This window comes from Streptomyces sp. M92, assembly GCF_028473745.1.
Lineage (GTDB): Bacteria > Actinomycetota > Actinomycetes > Streptomycetales > Streptomycetaceae > Streptomyces.
Map to the genome: position 1 here is coordinate 4,572,649 of NZ_CP101137.1, position 18,475 is coordinate 4,591,123.

The 18,475-nt window shown below is 70.4% G+C and carries 10 protein-coding genes; all 10 read left to right on the forward strand.

The genetic code is table 11. The features are described from left to right. The first annotated feature begins 296 nt into the window (after positions 1–296). The 10 genes from M6G08_RS20525 to M6G08_RS20570 all read left to right on the forward strand — a co-directional run bounded on the left by M6G08_RS20525 (position 297) and on the right by M6G08_RS20570 (position 18,466). The gene (locus tag M6G08_RS20525) at positions 297–2,354 is read left to right on the forward strand and encodes a hypothetical protein (protein WP_272588619.1); all 2,058 of its coding nucleotides are present in this window, start codon (positions 297–299) and stop codon (positions 2,352–2,354) included. Continuing rightward, positions 2,351–3,343 carry a hypothetical protein gene (locus M6G08_RS20530; RefSeq protein ID WP_272588620.1) on the forward strand — a complete coding sequence of 331 codons (993 nt, stop codon included), beginning with the start codon at positions 2,351–2,353 and terminating at the stop codon, positions 3,341–3,343. The genes M6G08_RS20525 and M6G08_RS20530 overlap by 4 nt, the downstream gene beginning before the upstream one ends. Positions 3,344–3,345: 2 nt before the next feature. Further along, the gene (locus M6G08_RS20535; protein WP_272588621.1) at positions 3,346–8,805 is read left to right on the forward strand and encodes a DEAD/DEAH box helicase; all 5,460 of its coding nucleotides are present in this window, start codon (positions 3,346–3,348) and stop codon (positions 8,803–8,805) included. 266 nt (positions 8,806–9,071) lie between these two features. Further along, positions 9,072–10,535, forward strand: coding sequence for a hypothetical protein (locus M6G08_RS20540; protein ID WP_272588622.1), 1,464 nt, complete (start codon positions 9,072–9,074; stop codon positions 10,533–10,535). Continuing rightward, positions 10,532–11,434 carry a hypothetical protein gene (locus M6G08_RS20545; RefSeq protein ID WP_272588623.1) on the forward strand — a complete coding sequence of 301 codons (903 nt, stop codon included), beginning with the start codon at positions 10,532–10,534 and terminating at the stop codon, positions 11,432–11,434. The genes M6G08_RS20540 and M6G08_RS20545 overlap by 4 nt, the downstream gene beginning before the upstream one ends. Beyond that, entirely contained in the window at positions 11,431–13,191 is a 1,761-nt protein-coding gene (locus M6G08_RS20550; RefSeq protein ID WP_272588624.1) for an Hsp70 family protein, read from the forward strand. Before M6G08_RS20545 ends, M6G08_RS20550 begins: the two co-directional genes overlap by 4 nt. A gap of 80 nt (positions 13,192–13,271) precedes the next feature. Next, a complete protein-coding gene (locus M6G08_RS20555) occupies positions 13,272–13,808 on the forward strand; it encodes a GNAT family N-acetyltransferase (RefSeq protein WP_272588625.1) in 537 nt (178 codons plus the stop codon). A 99-nt stretch (positions 13,809–13,907) separates the two neighbouring features. Then, positions 13,908–15,413 carry an ABC transporter substrate-binding protein gene (locus tag M6G08_RS20560; RefSeq protein ID WP_272588626.1) on the forward strand — a complete coding sequence of 502 codons (1,506 nt, stop codon included), beginning with the start codon at positions 13,908–13,910 and terminating at the stop codon, positions 15,411–15,413. A 3-nt stretch (positions 15,414–15,416) separates the two neighbouring features. Continuing rightward, on the forward strand, positions 15,417–17,225 hold the full coding sequence (locus M6G08_RS20565; protein ID WP_272588627.1) for an ABC transporter permease subunit: 1,809 nt from the start codon (positions 15,417–15,419) through the stop codon (positions 17,223–17,225). Between the two features lie 5 nt (positions 17,226–17,230). Next, complete coding sequence (locus M6G08_RS20570) at positions 17,231–18,466, forward strand: MDR family MFS transporter (protein ID WP_272591387.1); 1,236 nt, start codon at positions 17,231–17,233, stop codon at positions 18,464–18,466. The last annotated feature ends 9 nt before the right edge of the window (positions 18,467–18,475 follow it).

Below are 18,475 nucleotides of genomic sequence, written 5' to 3' on the forward strand. Positions count from 1 at the left end.
GTAGCCTTTGATGGCAGGAAACCCGCACCTGATGTCCGGCTTCCGGCTCGGCGTGCGGACGCGGTGATGAACCGCTTGTGAAAGTGGTGGGGATGAGGGGATGTGTCTTCGCCCGTCGCACGGCGTTAAGCGTGCCAGAGGGTGACGTCAAGGGTGGCCGGGCGAGGAGATCGGCGTCAGGGGGCGTTGGGCCGCAACCCATTCGTCCATGACGGGCTCGGATTGTGGGCAAGACCGTTCCGTGCCCAGGGGGCTTTTCATGAACGGGGCATCGGAACCTCTCTATTGGGGACAGAGTGGACCATTCTTATCAGGAGTGGCAGGAAGTGCTGGCCGAGGAATTCTTCGGACGGCAGCACGCCGGCCACCCGACGCTCTTCTACGTCGACGACGACGTCGAGCAGGAACTCAGGCACGGATACGGCTTGGAGGAGCCCCTCGCTCAGTGCGTGGGCAGGTTCCTGCGTGCGGGGACCGCGGAACCGTACAGCGCGCTGGAGGACTATCGCTGGCGCAAGCGGCAGCAGGACAAGGACGGCGTTCCGGCCTTCCTGCCGCTGTTGGCCTGCTCGGTGATGGCAGCGTCGCGGATGGTGAACGACCGAAATCATCGGGCCACCGCCTACCACGCCCGCTTCTCCGAGCTGCTGACCGGTGACGAGCGACAACTGCGCAGCCAGCACTACGAGCCCGTCTCCCGCATGTGGCAGGTGCTGGCCTCCTGGCAGCACGGCCAGAAGGGCGCGCGGGGCCTGTGCACCCTTCCCGTCCCCGCCGACCTGCCCTCCAACCGCAGCATGATCGGGTTTGCCCAGTCCCAGTCGCTCCTCAGCGGCGCGGATCGGTCCTTCCTGCCGAGGTTCTTCCGGTCGCTGCGCGAATACGGCACTGTCTGGCCCCTTCCGGGGGAGACGCTGCTGGCCCAGGTCGAGATACGGGGCATGGAGCAGCACTTCTCCAAGGGCTTCCGCAACGCTCTGCGGGAGGAGGAGTTTCGCCCCTTCCTCGCCAAGCTGATCGGCAACTACGCCGCTTCCTGGGACGGTTCGGACGAGCTGGTGCCCACCGGTGTCGTCCGGGCCGAACTCCTGGTGCGGCTGGACGCGGGGCGCCTCAGTTGGGTGGCGCGCCTGCGGTCCGCGGAACACAACGCGCGTATCGAGCTCAAGGGTGGCGTCGTCCTCGAACAGCTCGGCGACACCGCCTACTACGAAGTGACGGGCCTGCCCGCCCCGAGCGCGGAGACCCTCGTCAGGGGCATTCGGCGCGATGGGGACAACCTGGTGCTCAGCCGCCCCTCCTCCTCCGTCCTGGTGCTCGCGCGGGACGACGTGCTCGGCGTGTGGGCCGGTACCGACGGTTTCCGACCGGGCGAGGCACACGTGGTGCTCGCCGCCCCGACCGCGCAGCGGGACGTGCAACGGCTGCTGGACAAGGCCGCGACGACGGGCCGAAGCGCTGACACCGGCAAGCTGGCCTGGGTGCCGCGGGGCTGGTCCCTGCACAAGCCCGTCACTTTCGACGACGCGGTCACCCTGCGCCGGGCGCTCCAGGAGGTCCAGGGCGCGGTCGGTCTCCTGCAGCCCCCCGCCCAGTTCAAGCTCCGCCTCGAGGGCGGACTGAAGCTCGCCCCCTCGCTCGATCCCTACTTGTATCTGCGGGGAGGCGAGCCCCAGGTGGTCCTCCCGGACGCCACGGAGGGCACAGACACCCTTCTGATCGACGGAAAGGAGCGGCCTGAGTTGAGGAATGGGATTGCTGCGGGGCGCCCCGTCCCCCTGGCCGTGCTCCGGCTGGAGCCTGGCCGACACACGGTGAGCTACGCAGGTGTGGAGATCGCCTTCGCCACCGCGGACCAGGTTGTCGAGCCGAAGACGACCAAGGTCTGCGGCTTCACCGTCGTCGACGGCAAGGCCTCCCCGTCGCCCTCCCTCCTCGTCGAGCACAACCTGCCGACCGGCATCACCGGTGTCGACTGCACGAGCGCCACCAGCCAGGACGCGGCAGCCGTCACGGAACTGTGCCGTCGGGACGCGGACGAGGTGCTGTTCGCGGCGGCCGACGGACGGCTCTGGACGCTGGAGGCCCCGGAGCAACCGGATTGGTGGTCGGAACGACTCCCCGACACCCCTGCCCCTCTTCGCTTCGAGGCCGACTTCCACGGCATCGGCGGCTGGCTCCTGGAGCGCCGGAACGGGCGCTGGAAGGGCCGGCCGGTGAACCCCGGAACGCCGAATCCGAAGAGCGCCCGCAAGCCGCGAGCCTGGGCCCGCGCCGTCCTCAACGCCCAGCAGGTGTCCGCCGAGCCCTCATGGGCCGCGTACGTGCAGGCAGCGAAGGAGCTGGACCGATGAAGGGACCGACGAGCAACACCGAGTTCGGCGGCATCCTCCTGCGCTGGCTGAGCGAGAGCCGCAGCGGCAAGGCGACCGCACTCCGCGACGGGGTCCGCGGCCAGGGCCGGGCCTGGGGCCTGGCGCTGAAGGAGTACGCCGACTGGGACTGGATGCGCAAGGCCGCCGCTCTCGGTTTCATCGATGTGGACCTGCGCGCCGACCGCTGGTCGGCGGCCCCGCCGGTGCTGACCAGGCTGCCCCATGCCGACGGTCTCGCGGTGCTGACCGGTGCGCGCACCGCGCGGATCAGCGCGCGTGTCGAGGGGGCGGCGCAGGAGTGGATGGAGTTGATCACCGTCCCGCACCAGCCGGAAGCCGGTGAAGCCCCGCTGCCCGACACCTTCCTGATCCAGTACGAGGACCTGCGGATACTGCGAGAAGCCGCGGAGTTCCTCGGGGTCCGCTACGTTCCCTGCGCGGCACTGGAGTTGGCGAAGCTGCTTCCGCAGGCGGCGCCGGGCCCCGAATCCGCGCCGCCCGGTGGCAGCACCGCCAACACGCTGGAGAAGTACGAGGTGCGCCTCCGGCGGTTCGTACCCGTGGCAGGGGATGACGAGGACGGGCTGTACCGGTGGCGCGGAGCCGACTACGCACGTCTGACCCGCGTCCGCAGCAATGGCGTCTTCCACGTGGTGGAACGCGAGATGGGCGTCTACCTGGAGCTCTCCCGCCACCGCACCCCTGCGGTGCGCTGGCGACCGGAATCCGGCAAGGGCCGTGCCGGCATCGGCCGGCTCTTCGTCGACCGGTACGCGCCCCTGCCTGCTCTGCATGAGCGTGCGGCCGTCCTGTGCAGCGGTTTCCCGCCCTCAGTGGGCCAGCAGACGCAGACTCGTGTGTACGACAACGTGCCGAGGACGGTCGCCGAGGCCATCGCTGTCTCACTGCGGCAGAACCTGGAAACCATGCCGCGACCGGTGGCGGCCACCAGCGGGAGGAGCAAGTGAGCGTGGAGCAGCAGGCAGTAGCGGTGACGAACACCGACGTCCAAGACGTCATGGGCACTTTCGGTGACCTGCGCAGCGCGCTCTTCCGCTACTACGACACACCGTTCGGCGTCGATGATCGCTCCGTGATGGAGGAACGGCGCAACCTCCTGGACCGGGACAACGGCGCCTGGCGCGACCCGTTGATCGAGCTGCGCCCGCAGTACGCCTCCCGGGGCGGCGGCATCGCGGAGTCCTTCACCGAAGCGGGGGCGCACCCCGACGCGGCCGAGTTCGCCCGCTTCACTCTTCCTGACGGCGTGACCAGCCTCTACCAGCATCAGCACGACGCCCTGGTCGCCGCCTGCGCGGGCAAGGACTTCGTGGTCACCGCGGGAACCGGCTCCGGCAAGACCGAGTCCTTCCTTCTACCGGTCCTCGCCGACCTGGTGGCCGAGTCCGCCCGCTGGCAGGGCACCCGTGCGGTGCAGCGGGAATGGTGGCAGTCAGACCACGACTACGTGCCCAGCCGACAGAGCGAGCACGGGCACCCCGCCGCCATGCGCGTACTGATTCTCTATCCCACCAACGCCCTCGCCGACGACCAGATGGTCCGGCTCCGGAAGTCGCTGGACAGCCGGGAGGCCCATGCATGGCTCGACCTCAAGCGCAACGGACACCGCTACTACTTCGGCCGCTACACCGGAGCCACCCCCGTCTCCGGCCCCCGCGATTCGGAGCCGGCGAACTTCCGTCTCCGGCAGTACCTGCGGGAGGTTCAGGAACGGCAGCGCAAGGCCGACGAAAAGCTCGGCGCAGAGCTGCGGCCTTTCGTCCCGCGCCTCGGCGGAGCGGAAATGCACGCCCGCTGGGACATGCAGGCCGCGCCGCCGGACATCATGGTCACCAACTACTCCATGCTGAACATCATGCTGCTCCGCAAACAGGAGGAGGACATCTTCAGCGCCACGAGGAAGTGGCTGGAGGAAACCCCGGACGCCCGCTTCACCCTGATCCTCGACGAGCTCCACATGTACCGGGGCACGGCCGGCACCGAGGTGGCCTACCTGCTGCGCAACCTCCGTCACCGCCTCGGCCTCGACAAGAACCCCGAGAAGCTGCGGGTGCTCGCCGCCTCCGCTTCCCTGGAGGCCGGCCGGGACGACGAGTTCCTCGACGGGTTCTTCGCCCTGCCCGGCTCCCGGCGCGTCATCATCCCTGGAAAGGCGAAGGAGATCCGAGGCGCGGGCGACCTGGCCGCACACACTGATCGCTTCGCCCAGGCCGCGAAGGCCCCGGTCACCCAGGACCAAGCCGTCGCCCTGGCCCGGGAGACCCGCCTCGGCCCGGCGCTCCAGCGCGCACTCACTCCCGGCGGCAAGCCACGTGCCCTGCCTGCCCCCGAACTGGCGAAGAACCTCTTCCCGGACGCCCCCGAGGAACAGCGCCAGGAGGCTCTCCACGGCGTCCTGCGCATACTCGGCTCCGCCCAGGACGCCGGACTTCCCCAGCTACGCGCCCACTTCTTCTTCCGTAACATCGAGGGCATCTGGGCCTGTTCCGACCCCAACTGCCCCGACACACCCGTGGAGCGCGGCCCCGAACGCAGGGTCGGCCGGCTCTTCGCCGAGCCCACGTCCCGCTGCACCTGCGGAGCTCGGGTGCTGGAGCTTCTCTCCTGCCAGGCCTGCGGTGACCTCATGCTCGGCGGGTACGCCAGCCCCAAGGCCACCCAGCGGCGCAGATTCACCGGTGCCCTCCACACCGACTTCCCGGACCTGGACCTGCTCCCTGACGAGGCCAGTGGCGCACCGACGGCGGCGAACTACGTCGTGTACTGGCCGCGTACCAAGGGCCTCGGCCTCGACGACCCCGGCTGGTACGCGGGCCTGTCCGACGGCGGGCCTCAGGTCGAGTTCGAGTTCCGCCGCAGCGCCTATCAGCCCGCCACGGGCCGCCTGCAGAACCGGGACGTCCGGCACACCGGATGGTCGTTCCACATCTCCGTGCCCCTGGACAAGGAGAGCAAGAAGCCGGCCTACGACCCGGCTCGGCTACAGGCCTTCCCCACCCGCTGCCCCGCCTGCGGCGACGACTGGGAGATCAAGTACGACAGGGACGGCCGTTTCGTCCCGCTGGAGTCCCCGGACCGACTGCGCAACGCGCCGGTCCGGCGGATGCGTACCGGTTTCTACAAGATCAACCAGGTGCTGGTGACCGAGGCCCTCGGTCACCTTCCCCACGGCCGGCGCAAGGCCATCGCCTTCTCCGACAGCCGTGACGATGCCTCCGAACTCGCCAGCGGTCTCGCCCTCCGCCACCACCAGGACCTTCTACGACTCCTCAGCGCCCAGGCCGTCGAGAACCAGGGGGACCCGTTCGGAGACCTCCAACTGGTGAAGGGCCACTACGCCGGGGAAGCTGTCGACCGGGCCGACGCCCGTGCCGCCATGGAACGGCTGCGGGACCGTAATCCGGCGGACTGGGGGCGCCTGAAGGCCGTCCTTGCCGACGACCTCGACGCGGAACCGGAACTCCTGCCCGACCTGGAGCGGAAGTTCTCCGCCCTGCCCTCGCTGGACGACCTCGCCTCCGACCTCGAGGGCATGCTGCTGACGTACGGCACCAACCCCGCCGGCCCCGCGGCATCGCTCCAGGAGACCTCGGCCGGACAACCCTGGTCAGCGCTCTACAACTGGAAGGGGGACAGGGAAGCGGTGGTGGAGACCCAGGCTCAGGAGGAACTCCTCAACCGCTTGCGCTCCCGCCTCCGCCTCGAGACCATCGGAAGCCTCTTCTCCGGGGGCGGCCGTGACTTCGAATCGCTCGGGCTCGGCTGGCTCTGCCTGCGCGATGACCGTTCGCCCCTGGAGACCGCACCGGACAGCGATCAGGCCGTGGCGCGTGCCAGTCTGCGCATTCTCGGACTCATGCGGCGCTTCACCCGGATACGCGCCTCTCTGCAGAGGCCGCCCGCGCCTCTGAAGCGCTTCTGGAAGCAGAGCGCCGAACGTCAGGGCTCCGACCTGCAGACGATTGAGGACCGGGTGCTCGGCGTCTGGAAGGACGCCGTGGTGGACTACGTCATCAAGCCGGAAAAGGTGGCGTTGCGCCCCGGTGAGAACAAGACCTGGACATGTCGCACCTGCCACCGCCCGCACCTTCACCCGGGCGCGGGGCTGTGCACCAAGTGCCTGTCCCCGCTGCCCGCCGTGTCCCAGCAGTACAGCGGAGTCCTCGAAGACGACTACTACGCGTGGAAGGCCGCCCACCGCACCGGTGACTTCCCCCTGCGCACCGCGGAGCTGACCGGCCAGACGGACCGGCTGGAGGCCCAGCGTCGGCAGAGCCTCTTCCAGGACGTCTTCCTCGGCGACAACGACGTCCCGCAGGCAGACGGCCTGGAACTGCTCTCCGTGACCACGACGATGGAGGCCGGTGTCGACATCGGCCCCCTCAACACCGTGATCATGGCCAACATGCCGCCCACGCGCTTCAACTACCAGCAGCGGGTGGGGCGTGCGGGCCGACGCAACAGCCCCGTCGCCGTGGCCCTCACCGTCTGCCGCGGACGTAGTCACGACGAGCACTACTTCGCCCGGCCGGAAGCCATCACCAACGACCCCACTCCGCCGCCCTACCTGGTCCTCGGCATGGTCTCCGTCTTCCGGCGGGTCCTGCTGGGAGAGATTCTGCGCCAGGCTTTCGAACCCCTGCAGCCGGAGGGGCGCCGGAAGAGCCCGGACATGACGACCAACGTCCACGGACAGTTCGGTCTCTCCGCCGACTGGCCGACGCATCGCGCTGCCGTCCGCCGCTGGATCGACGAGCACCCGGACCGCATCACAGATGCTGCTGCCGCCCTCAGTGCCGGAACACCGGAGAGCATCGCCGCCATCGATCCGGTGGCCGCCGTCGACGAACTCCTCGGCCAGGTCGACGAGGTGGCGTCCCGGACCGTCGGCCACTCCGACCTCAGCCAGCGCCTCGCACAGGCCGGTCTCCTGCCCATGTTCGGCTTCCCGACCCGCTCCCGCCTCCTCTACCGGAGCATCCCGCAGAAGACCTTCCCGTGGCCGCCGGCCGACTCCGTCAACCGGGACTTGGCCATCGCCCTCAGCAAGTTCGCACCGGGCAGCGAAACGCCGCAGGACGGCCGTCTGCTCCGTTCCAGGGGAGTGGTCTCCCTCGTCCCGAGCGGCCGCGGAGTACAGGCCGCCGAAGATCCCTTCGGACCGGAACAGCTGGTCGCCATGTGCCGGATCTGCTCCCATGTGGATCCGCAGGCCGAGACCGACCCGGAAACCGGGAGCGCCGGCACCTGTCCCGCCTGTGGAGCGGAGAGCAAGTACTACAAGGCTGTCCCCTTCCGGGAGCCCGCAGGTTTCCGGGCCGCCCACGAGGCACGGGACTACGACGGCTACCGGGAGCTCGGCTCCAACGCCACCAGCGCACGGACCGCCACCGACCTGGAGAAGACCGCCCCGCGTATCCACCGCGCCGCCGACGACTGGATGGCCGTCCACACCGGCAGCGGCGACCGCTACATCGTCAACACCAATGCGGGAAAACTCTTCCGGTTCGTCAAGAACTCCGGCCCGTGGCGCGGATACGTAGCTCTGGACCATCCCAAGGCCGAAGCGGACCTGGAGATCGCCCTCGGCGCCACCCAGCACACCGACATGCTGTTCATCGGGGCCAAGGGAGCATTCGATACGACCCGAGGCCTCCGCTTCGACATCTCGAAGGCCCAGCAGATCGATGGTTTCCCAGAGGCCTACCACGGCCGACGCGCAGCCTGGTACTCACTGGCGGCTCTGCTTCGCCGCGCAGCCGCCCCGCACCTGGACGTGCAACCGGAGGAACTCCTCAGCGGCATCCACGGCTCGGACGCTCCGGTGGCCGCTCCCGTCATGGCCTATCTGGCGGACAGCCTGGACAACGGCGCGGGCTTCAGCACCTACCTCGGTTCCAAGGAACACATCGAGGAGTTCCTCCAGGCGGTCGACCAATACGTGCACGACCTGGAGGCGGACCATCACGCGCGGAGCTGCCGCAGCTCCTGCTACGCCTGCTTGCGCGACTACTCCAACATGCGCCTCCACCCGCTGTACGACTGGCGGCTCGCCCGTGACCTGACCGACGCCCTGCGTGGCCGGAAACTGCAGGTCGCCCCGGATGAACACACCGTGCTGCTGCGGGGGTGGGCGGACGAGGAGCCCACCGTCAGCCTGAAGGAAACCACCGCCGGGCCGGTGGCGCTCTTCACCTCGGACTTCACCGGCGAGCCTGTCGCGGTCGCCGTCAAGCACCCGTTGGAGTCCGCCGACGAGCAGTGCGGGAACGAACGGCTCCGAGCCCTGCGCAGCGAAGTCCGTGCCAGTGGCCTTGCCACCAGGATCGCCTTCGCCGACTCCTACAGCCTGGACCGGACCCCTGCCGCTGTGATCGAGCAGGTGTACATCTTCGCGGAGGAGCTCTGATGACGTCAGGAACCCCGCTGGGAGCGGGCCAGGGCGAGCAGGGCCGGCTGGAGGAACTCCGGCAGCGCGAGATCGCCCGCCGCCTCGCCCTCCGTCAGGCCCGGACACTCGGGGAAACACCGCCGGCCACGAAAGCCGTCGGTGACCCTGCTCCGGCCGTTTCGTCGCAGAAGCAGCCGGAGCAGGAACCGGTCACGTCGCAGCCGGTCCCTGAAGGATTCGCAGACCGGGAGGCTTGGGAGCGCGCCCGCCTTTTCGCCGAAATCATGCTGCCCGAGGTGTTGAAGACGCAGACGAGGACGCTTTCCGCGCAGAAGCTGGCCAGGGCCGCGGCCGACGCGGCCTTCCGGCAGGACAACCCGGTCACGGGCGTCTCCCTGCTCGTCATGGCACAGGACCACGGGCTGGATGTCCTCACCGGCCAGCTCAGCGACCGCGCCCACGCTCTGCTGGAGGACCAGCCGCTGCCGCTCCCGGGAGAGCCGGGCAGTATGTGGCAGATCTACCAGGACGACCGTCGCCTGATGGAGAGCAACTTGCCGGCCCCTCGGCAGAGGGCGCTCCTGGCGAACCTTCCCCGGCCCCTGCTCGACGACTACATCGACGAGGAGTGGATCGGCGCGGCCCCCGAGTGCGACGGCACCTCCCGTGCCGCCTACTTCCGCGCCCGCCTGGACCCGGTGTCCCTCACCGACGAGGAGATGGACCTGCTGGCCTGGCCTCTGGAACGGGAGCGGCGGGAGGCAGCCCCGGACACAGACCCTGGACGTGACTGGCCGCCGGACTGGCGTCTGCTGGTGAGGCTGCAGGCCAACGACGCCAAGGCCATCGCCGAGGAGTGGACTGACCTCCTGCCACCGACCCAGAAGCTTCTCGACGCGCTCCGCGAGGTGCGGCGGACCGCGAATGTCCCGGAGGATCTTGTCGCCGACGAGCGGCTGTGGGTTCTCCTGGAACGGATCCATCCCGGCGTGCGCACCGCGAGCAACAAGAAGTTCAACGGCTGGATCGGAGTGCGGACCCTGATCAGGGCCGTGCGGCAGATGCATCGAGCCCTCCTCCACGGAGACGGCGAGACGGCGGAACAGCGGAGGAAGACGGCGCTTGCTGTGGCGGCCAGGCTCCGGCATCACTCGCAGCCGGTGCGCTGGGAGGCCCAGAACATCCAGGCCTACCTGCACGCCGGCCAGGGGATGATCGAGCACTTCGACCTCCTGGAGCAGGATGCTGAAGGCCGTCCCCCGGTGCGGGACCAGCTCGGCGGAGGCGTCGTGGCCATGCTGCGGAAGAACCGGAGCTTCCTCGAAGATCGGCCTTCCGGAGGACGCGACCAGCCGCTCAACCCATACCTGGTGCTGGGCGTGCCCGACGGGGCGGACGACTGGAAGAAGGCTTGGCGGGCTCTGAGAAAGAGGCTCGATGACAGCGGCCGCGTTCGGATCAACCGTGCCAAGGACATGATTGAAACGGCCGAGCGCGAGCAGCAGGAGCTACCCCGGTTCGCGGTCCCGCTCGCCCCGCACCGCTGGAAGGAGCCCACCGGCACGAGCCACCGCCTGGAACTCCCGCCCGAGCCCCTGCAGAGGCTCACCGGGCCGCCGACGGCCAGCGACCGTGCGTGGTCCCGCACCGAGGCGGCCCGCGAAATAATCACCAGTGCGACAGAGCGTCTTTCCCCGGCTGCTCAAAACGCCGCAGCCCTTGAAGATCCAGAGAGCAGCACATCGTGAGCAACAAAGCCGGTAAAAGTGACAGCGGTTCCAGTCAGCGTGACGAGGCCAAGCAGACCAAGAGACATGAATCGACGGATGGCAGCGTCCGGAGCCTCGGTGAAGCCAGGGCCGCGAAGAAGAGGCCCTGGAGGCACGCCGACAGCGGTATCCCGGAGTTCACTCCGGGGACCCTGGATGCCGCCGCGATCCTGAAATCGGTCAACGAGACGCTTCTGCCGGTCGTGGATATGGAGCTGGAGGAGGCGGCACGGAGCCTGGTCGCAGCTCTGGACGGCAAGGAGACCGACGCCGAACTGGTTTCCGCCTTCCGGTCCGAGCTGATGCGCCGAGTACTTCCTCAGTTCACCGAGGCGGTACGCAAGGGCGTGCTGGAGGGCATGCACACGCGCCAGATGCACCTGGCCCAGATGGCTGTCCTGCATCGTCAGGCGCTGGAGGCTAAGAACCTGACGGCGGCACTGAGACGCATCGACCACGAGGTGGCGAAGGCAGGTCTGCGAATTGTCAGTGAAACAGAGGACTTGTCGCTGTTCAACGTCGTGGAAGACGAGCCAACCGTGGTGGAGCGAGAGCCTGTCGCTTTTGAACTCATGGTGCCGGCCTACGTGGACAAGGAGTCCGGGAAACTCGTCGAACGCGGCTGGCTACGGACCGTGGCCGAGGCTCCGATCCAAAAGCCCCGCAAAATGACGCCGGGGCAGAAACGCCGGGCGAATCATGCAGAAGCCGGTCGGCAGTCGCAGAGGGACGCCCCCGCGAAGCCGGAGAGAAAGAAGCATCACCGGGGGCAGGACCCCGATAAACAGCAGAGGGACACGGCGGCGCCAACTGGCGAGTCGCGCACTCGCGCTGAGGACAGCGGGGGCCGCCGGATGAAGCAAAGGGGGACACGATGACCTTCGGTATCGATTTCGGCACTAGTAACTCCGTGGTGGCCCACTGGAACGGGCACACCGCAGAAGTGCTGCCGGTCGACGGCGACAATGTGCCCGCCCAGTGGCGGATGTCGGAGTTCGAGCAGCTCTTCCCGTCCGTGCTGTCCGTCCGCGACCTCCAGCGCACTCTCTGCTTCGGTTGGGAAGCGAAAACCGGCACCACCGAGCCGCTCGATGCCGTGAAGCGCATGCTCGGCACTCGCTCCGGTGCCGAGCAGGACGGCGACGTCGATGGCCTCGAGGTCGCTGCACAGCTCGAGGAGCACCACGCCTGGGTCGGCTCGGAGAAGTTCCACAGCACGGTCGCGGCCGCCTCTCTCTTCAGTCGGATGAAGGAAGGCGTCTCCGCGCAGCTGCTCGACCTGTCCGACGCGGTCGTCACCGTCCCCGCCAAGGCGACGGGCGGCGCCCGTTACCGCACCCGTGCCGCGGCAGCGCTCGGCGGAGTGAAGGTCCGGGCCCTCCTCAACGAGCCCACCGCGGCTGCGATCTCGTACGTCCGCGACGTCCCGATCCCCGGTCGCTTCCTCGTCTTCGACTGGGGCGGCGGCACCATCGACGTCACCGTCCTGGAATACGACGACGGCCTCTTCGAGGAGCAGACCTCCCGCGGCATCACCGCCCTCGGAGGTCTTGAGTTCGACAACGCCCTGGCCCGGCTGATCCAGCAGAAGATCGGCCTGGCCGCGGACCAGCTCACCAAGGCCGAACGACGCCGGTGGCGCCGGTCGGTCGAGCTGACGAAGATCGCCCTGTCCTCCGTGCCGCTGGACGACGCTCTCTTCTTCGATCTCCCTGTCGGTCTCGCCCCCTCGATCTCGAAGCGTGAGGTCAGGATCACCGGGGCCGAGTACACCGAGGCGATCACCCCGCTCATCACTCGTGCCCTGGAGGCGGTCCAGCAGGCTCTGGAAGACCTGGCCATCACCTCCGATGCCATTGACTCGGTTTTGATGATCGGGGGCACCTCGCAGATCCCTCAGGTACGTCACGCGTTGGGTGAACTCCTCGGCCACGACCGCATTGTCGACAGCGGCCTGTGCCGACCCATGACCGCCGTCGCTCGAGGCGCGGCCATCTATGCGGCATCCCTTGACGGAGAACTCGGTGACGACAGTGACTTCTCCCTCGTGACCAGCTACGACCTGGGAACAGCCGTGAGTGCGGGCGAGCAGAAGGGCTTCCGCGCCATCATCCGACGCAACGCCACTCTCCCCGCGGAAGGCTCGGCCAACTTCTATCCTGATACGCCGAGTGCTTCCTCGGTGCGCGTGCCGGTGATCGAGGGCGAGGTCGGCTACTCGGCTGACAGCGACCGGGCCTTCCCCCTGGCCAACATCGAGGTCGAACTTCCGACCCGCGAACAGGACATCCGCCGGAACACGATCGAGATCAAGTTCCGCTACAACGAGAGCGGCATCCTGCGCTTCACCGCCACCCACACGGCGACCGGCAGGCAACTCGCCGAGCGCGAGATCGACTCCTTCGGTCCGGACGGCACACCACTTCAGCACGGCCTTGAGGAGGAACTGACGCGCCTCTTGGCCCACACCGTGCGGCCGTTCGCCGACGGCTCCTCGAACGTCCGTCATCTCTCGGCAGCCGAATCAGCGAACGTCCGTCCCGCACCGATTGACATGTCCTTGCGTGTGATCAAGGCCGACCCCGCGGTCACGGTCAACGGTGAGCCGCAGGCGGCAGTGACGGAAGGTATTTGAACGGACGTCGACGGTTGTGCAGCCGTTGGGCCGGCGGGGCGTGAAGACCAGCAGGTTTCCTTATTGCGTACAATGTGCAAGTGCGTACGACCGACTACACCCTCCGCCCCGCCACCCCCGCCGACCAGGACGCCGCCCGAGCCGTCATGCTTGACACCGTCTACCGCGACTTCGGTACCGGCTACGTCCCCCGCTGGCACGGCGACATCATCGACCTGGCCGGGGCCTATGTGACCCCCGAGCGGCACACCCTCCTCGTCGCCGTCGATGAGGAGGGCGAGGTCGTCGCCACCGGGGCGCTCGACTCCCGTGGCCCCGCACACCCCCCGAACCCCGCGCACGTCGCCGACCGCTACCCCTCCGGCGTCACCGCGCAGCTGCGTCGTGTGTACGTCCGGCCCGAGCACCGTCGGCGCGGGCTCGCGCGGCGGCTCGTGGACGAGCTGCTCGCCTTCGCCGCCGCCGATGGCGGGTACCGGGCCGTGTACCTGCACACCGACCCCGCCGTCACCGGCGCCGAGCCGTTCTGGCGGTCGCTCGCCAAGGTCGTGCACGACGAGCGGGAGGATGCGGGGGGCGGGCAGGGGATCGTGCACTTCGATGTGCCGATGGCGTGAAGGAGGGGCCGCGATCATGGAAATGATTGTCATGTAGGATCCTGGTCGCTGCCGCTCCAGTCCGCCAACCCCCCACGCCCCCCGACCGATCCGAGGACCATGCGCTCCCACCGCCGCTCCCGGCTGCTCGCCCCCCTCATGCTCGCCCCGCTGATAGCCGGCTGCTTCGCCTCCGGAGGCGGTGACGGCTCCGGGGACGGTGACGGCGGGGACGGGGCCCGTCTCCGCGTCGCCCTCGCCTTCCCGCCCGCCGAGAGCCTCTCCCCGTACGGCGCCGACGCCACCCTCCTCAGCCGTCTCGGTGTCACCGAGGGCCTCACCGCCCTCGACGCCAACGGCTCCGCCGCCCCCGCACTCGCCGAGTCCTGGCGCAGGGACGGCGAGAAGACCTGGGAGTTCACCCTCCGGGACGCCACCTTCCAGGACGGCGGCGAAGTCACCCCCGACGCCGTCGCCGACTCCCTCACCCACGCCACCGACGCCGAGCCCGCGCCCGCCGCCCTCGCCGGTGTCACCCTCAGTGCCGAGGCGCAGGGGGAGCGGGTGGTCCGGATCACCACCGCCGAGCCCGACCCCGTACTGCCGCTGCGGCTGTCCAGCCCCAGTCTCGCCATCCTCTCCGCGAAGGCCTATGAGAAGGGGAACGGCCGTGTCGACCCCGTCGGCCACGCCACCGGTCCCTTCGAGCTGACCGAGGTCAACGGGGCCACCTCCGCCTCCCTCGACCGGTTCGACGACTACTGGGGCGGGCGCGCCCAGGCCTCCGGGATCGACGCCCGTTTCATCGCCGACGGCACCGCGCGCGCCAACGCCCTGCGCACCGGAGAGCTCGACATCGCCGAGGCCGTCCCGGTGGCTCAGGCGGCGACGCTCGACGAGAAGACGCGGCGCGACACCGCCACCACCCGGACCACCAGCCTGCTCCTCAACGCCTCCTCCGGGCCCTTCGAGGACGCCGGTCAGCGGGCCGCCGCGCGTGCCGCCGTCGACACCTCCGTGTTCGCCGAGGACGTGTACGAGGGGTACGCCGACCCCAGTGCCGGGATCTACGGGCCCGCCGTGACCTGGGCCGAGGGGAAGCGGACCGCGCCCGTCGGGCGGGCGGAGGCGGCCGAGCCCCGCGGGGGCACCATCGACCTCGCCACCTACGACAACCGGCCCGAGCTGCCCGAGGTCGCACAGGTCGTCAAGCAGCAGCTGGAGAAGGCCGGGTTCAAGGTGAAGCTCACCGTGCGGGAGTACTCGCGGCTGGAGCAGGACGCCCTGGACGGCAAGTTCGACGCCTTCGTGCTCGCGCGCAACACCCTCCTCGACACCGGTGACCCCGTCGCCGTCCTCGCCAGCGACTACACCTGCAACGGCGGGTTCAACATCGCCCAGCTCTGCGACAAGGACGTCGACCGCGCCGTCGCCGACGCCGAGAAGGTCGCCGACACCGCGAAGCGGCAGGACGCCGCCATGGCCGCCGAGGCCCGCATCCTCGGCAGTGACGCCGTCGTGCCGCTCGTGCACCAGCGGATCATCACCGGCGTCGCCGACTCCGTACAGGGCGTGATCCTCGACCCGTACGAGCGCACCCTCGTCGGTACCGGCACCCGGCGCTGAGCCGTGCGGCAGCGGGTGGCCACCGTGGTGTGGCGGGTCGTGCTGGCGGCGGGACTGGTGTGCGGGATCGGGCTGCTGCCGTGGCTTACGCAGACCGATCCGGCGTACACCGTGCTCAAGGCGCGGTCCGCCGAGCGTGAGCCCACACCCGAGGTGCTCGCCGGCATACGCGCACAGCTGGGGCTCGACGGCGGGCCGCTGCACCTGCTCGGGCGGTGGCTCGGCGGGCTGGTGCGCGGGGACGCCGGGCAGTCGTGGATCTCCGGGAGCGACGTCCTGCCCGACGTCTTGCGAGCGCTCGGGGCGTCGCTGCTGCTCATGTCCGTCGCGCTCGTCGTCGCCGCCCTCACCGCCGGGCTGATCTGTGCCCGCACACTGCGGCTCGGGGCCCGGCGGCGGCTCGGTGGGCGGCGACGCGGGGGGACCGGGTCCGCCGTGATCGCCTCGCTGCCCGAGTTCCTCGTCGCCTCCGTGCTCGCCACCGTCGTCGGGGTGCAGTTGGGGTGGCTGCCCGCGCTGGGGTGGTACGGGCCCCGGTGGACCGTGCTGCCCGCGCTCGCCCTCGGGCTGCCCGCCGGGGCTGTGATCGGGCGGCTGCTGGACGATCTGCTGCCCGGCGCGTTCGGTGAGCCTTGGGCGCTGGCCGCCGCCGCCCGCGGGCTGACGGGCCGGCGCATCGCACGGCAGGCGCTGCGGCGGTGCGTGCCCGCGCTGCTGCCCAACCTCGGGCTGTTCGTCGTCGGGCTCACCGGCGGTGCCGTCGCCGTCGAGCAGGTCTTCGACATTCCCGGCCTCGGGCGCACCACCCTCCAGGCCGCCCTCGCCCAGGACCTGCCCGTCCTCCAGGCCGGCACCCTCGCTCTCGTCATCCTCGCCGCGCTCGCCACCGGCGCCACCCGCCTCGCCGCCCGGCGGCTCACCGGACCCGCCCTGCGCGACGGCGCCCTGTCCTCCCTGCACCGGCCCGCCCCGCCCGCCGGAGGCGCGCTCCCCCTCGTCTACGGTGCCGTCCTGCTCGCCGTCGTGGGGGTGGGGCTGACGCGTGACCCGCTCGCCCTCGACACGGGGGAGCGGCTGCTGGCGCCCTCCCTCGACCATCCCTTCGGCACCGACGCCCTCGGGCGCGACCTGCTCGCCCGCGTCGGGCACGGCGCGCTCGACACCCTGCTGCTCGCCTCCGCCATCAGCGCCGCCGCCCTGCTCGCGGGCGTACTCCTCGGGCTCGTGCCCCGCGTGTCCGGGCCGCTCGTCGACACCGTCAACGCCGTGCCGCCGGTACTCGTCGCCCTCCTCGTCACCGCCGTCGCGGGCAGCGGAACCGCCACGCCCGCCCTCGCCGTGGGCGCCGTCGCCTGGGCGCCGCTCGCCGCGCACACCTCCGCGCTGCTGCGCCAGGAACGCGCCACCCTGCACATCACCGCCACCCGGGGGCTGGGGGCGGGACGCTGGTACCTGCTGCGCCGCGAACTGCTGCCGGCCGTGCTGCCGCCCGTCCTGCGGCACGCGTTGCTGCGGTTGCCCGCCGTCGCCCTCTCCCTCGCCTCGCTCGGGTTCCTGGGGCTGGGCGCCCAGCCGCCGTCGCCCGAGTGGGGACTGCTCCTCGCCGAGAACCAGCCGTACGCCGAACGCGCGCCCTGGGCCGTCCTCGCCCCCGCCGCCGTCCTCGCCCTGCTCGGCGCCCTCGCCGTCACCGCGGCGGGCGGACTGCGCCGGCCCCGGTGGCGACGCGGAGGCGCCGGTCCGGTCGTCGCCGGACAGCCCGCCGAGGACGAGGACGAGGACGTGGACAAGGAACTGGTCGGAACCCGATGACCTCGATGACCTCGCTGTTCACCGGACGGAAGCCAGGCACCGCCGGCGCCGCGGCCGCGCCGCTCTGGCCGCTGCTGCGGCTCCTCGTCCTCACCCAGCTCGCCTTCAACATCGGCTTCTTCGCCGTGCTGCCCTTCCTCTCCGAGCATCTGGGGCAGGGCATCGGCATGGCGGGGTGGCTGGTCGGGTTCGTGCTCGGGCTGCGGACCTTCAGCCAGCAGGGGCTGTTCGTGGTGGGCGGGGCGCTCGCCGACCGGTACGGCGTCCGGCCCGTCGTACTCGCCGGGTGCGTGCTGCGGATCGCCGGGTTCGTCTGGCTCGGGTTCGCGGAGCGGACCTGGGCCGTGGTGGCGGCCGTGCTGCTCGTCGGGTTCGCCGCCGCGCTCTTCTCTCCGGCCGTCGAGTCCGAGGTGGCCCGGCAGGCGGTGGCGTGGGAGGAGGCGGGCGGCGGGGACCGGACCCGGGTGCTCGCGCTGTTCACCGTCGCCGGGCAGGCGGGGGCCTTCGTGGGACCGCTGCTCGGCGCGCTGCTGCTGGCCGTCGACTTCCGTACCGCCTGCCTGGCCGGGGCCGGTGTCTTCGTGCTGGTCCTCGCCGGGCACGCCTGGCTGCTGCCGCAGCACATTCCTGGCCGGGCGCGGGTCCGGGTCAAGGGCGGGGCGCGGCTGCTGCTGCGCAACCGGCGCTTCCTCGCACTGTGCTGCGCGTACGGCGCCTACCTGCTCGCCTACAACCAGCTCTACCTCGCCCTGCCCGCCGAGGTGGAGCGGGCCGCCGGTTCACAGGCACCGCTGGCCTGGCTGTTCGCACTGTCCTCGCTGCTGGTGGTGACCGCGCAGTTGCCGGTGACGCGGTGGGCGGGGGAGCGGCTGGCGCCACGCCGGTCGATGGTGGCGGGGCTGGTGCTCGTCGCGGCCGGGTTCGGTGTCGTCGCGGTCGCGCGGCCCGCCGGGTGGACGGGGGCGGGTGGGCTGGTGCCCGCCGCCGGGTTCGTCGTCCTGCTCACCCTCGGGCAGATGCTGGTCGCTCCCGTCGCCCGAGCCTGGGTGCCGGACCTCGCCGAGGACGGACGGCTCGGGCTGTACACGGGGGCGCTGTCCTCGGTCTCCGGGCTCATCGTGCTCGTCGGCAGTTCCGCGACCGGGCTGCTGCTGGACGCCGGGTTGCCGAGCGCCGTGCCGTGGCTTGTCCTGGCCGCCGTACCGCTGGCGGCGGCGGGGCTGCTGCCCCGGCGGCACTGAGTCCCTCCG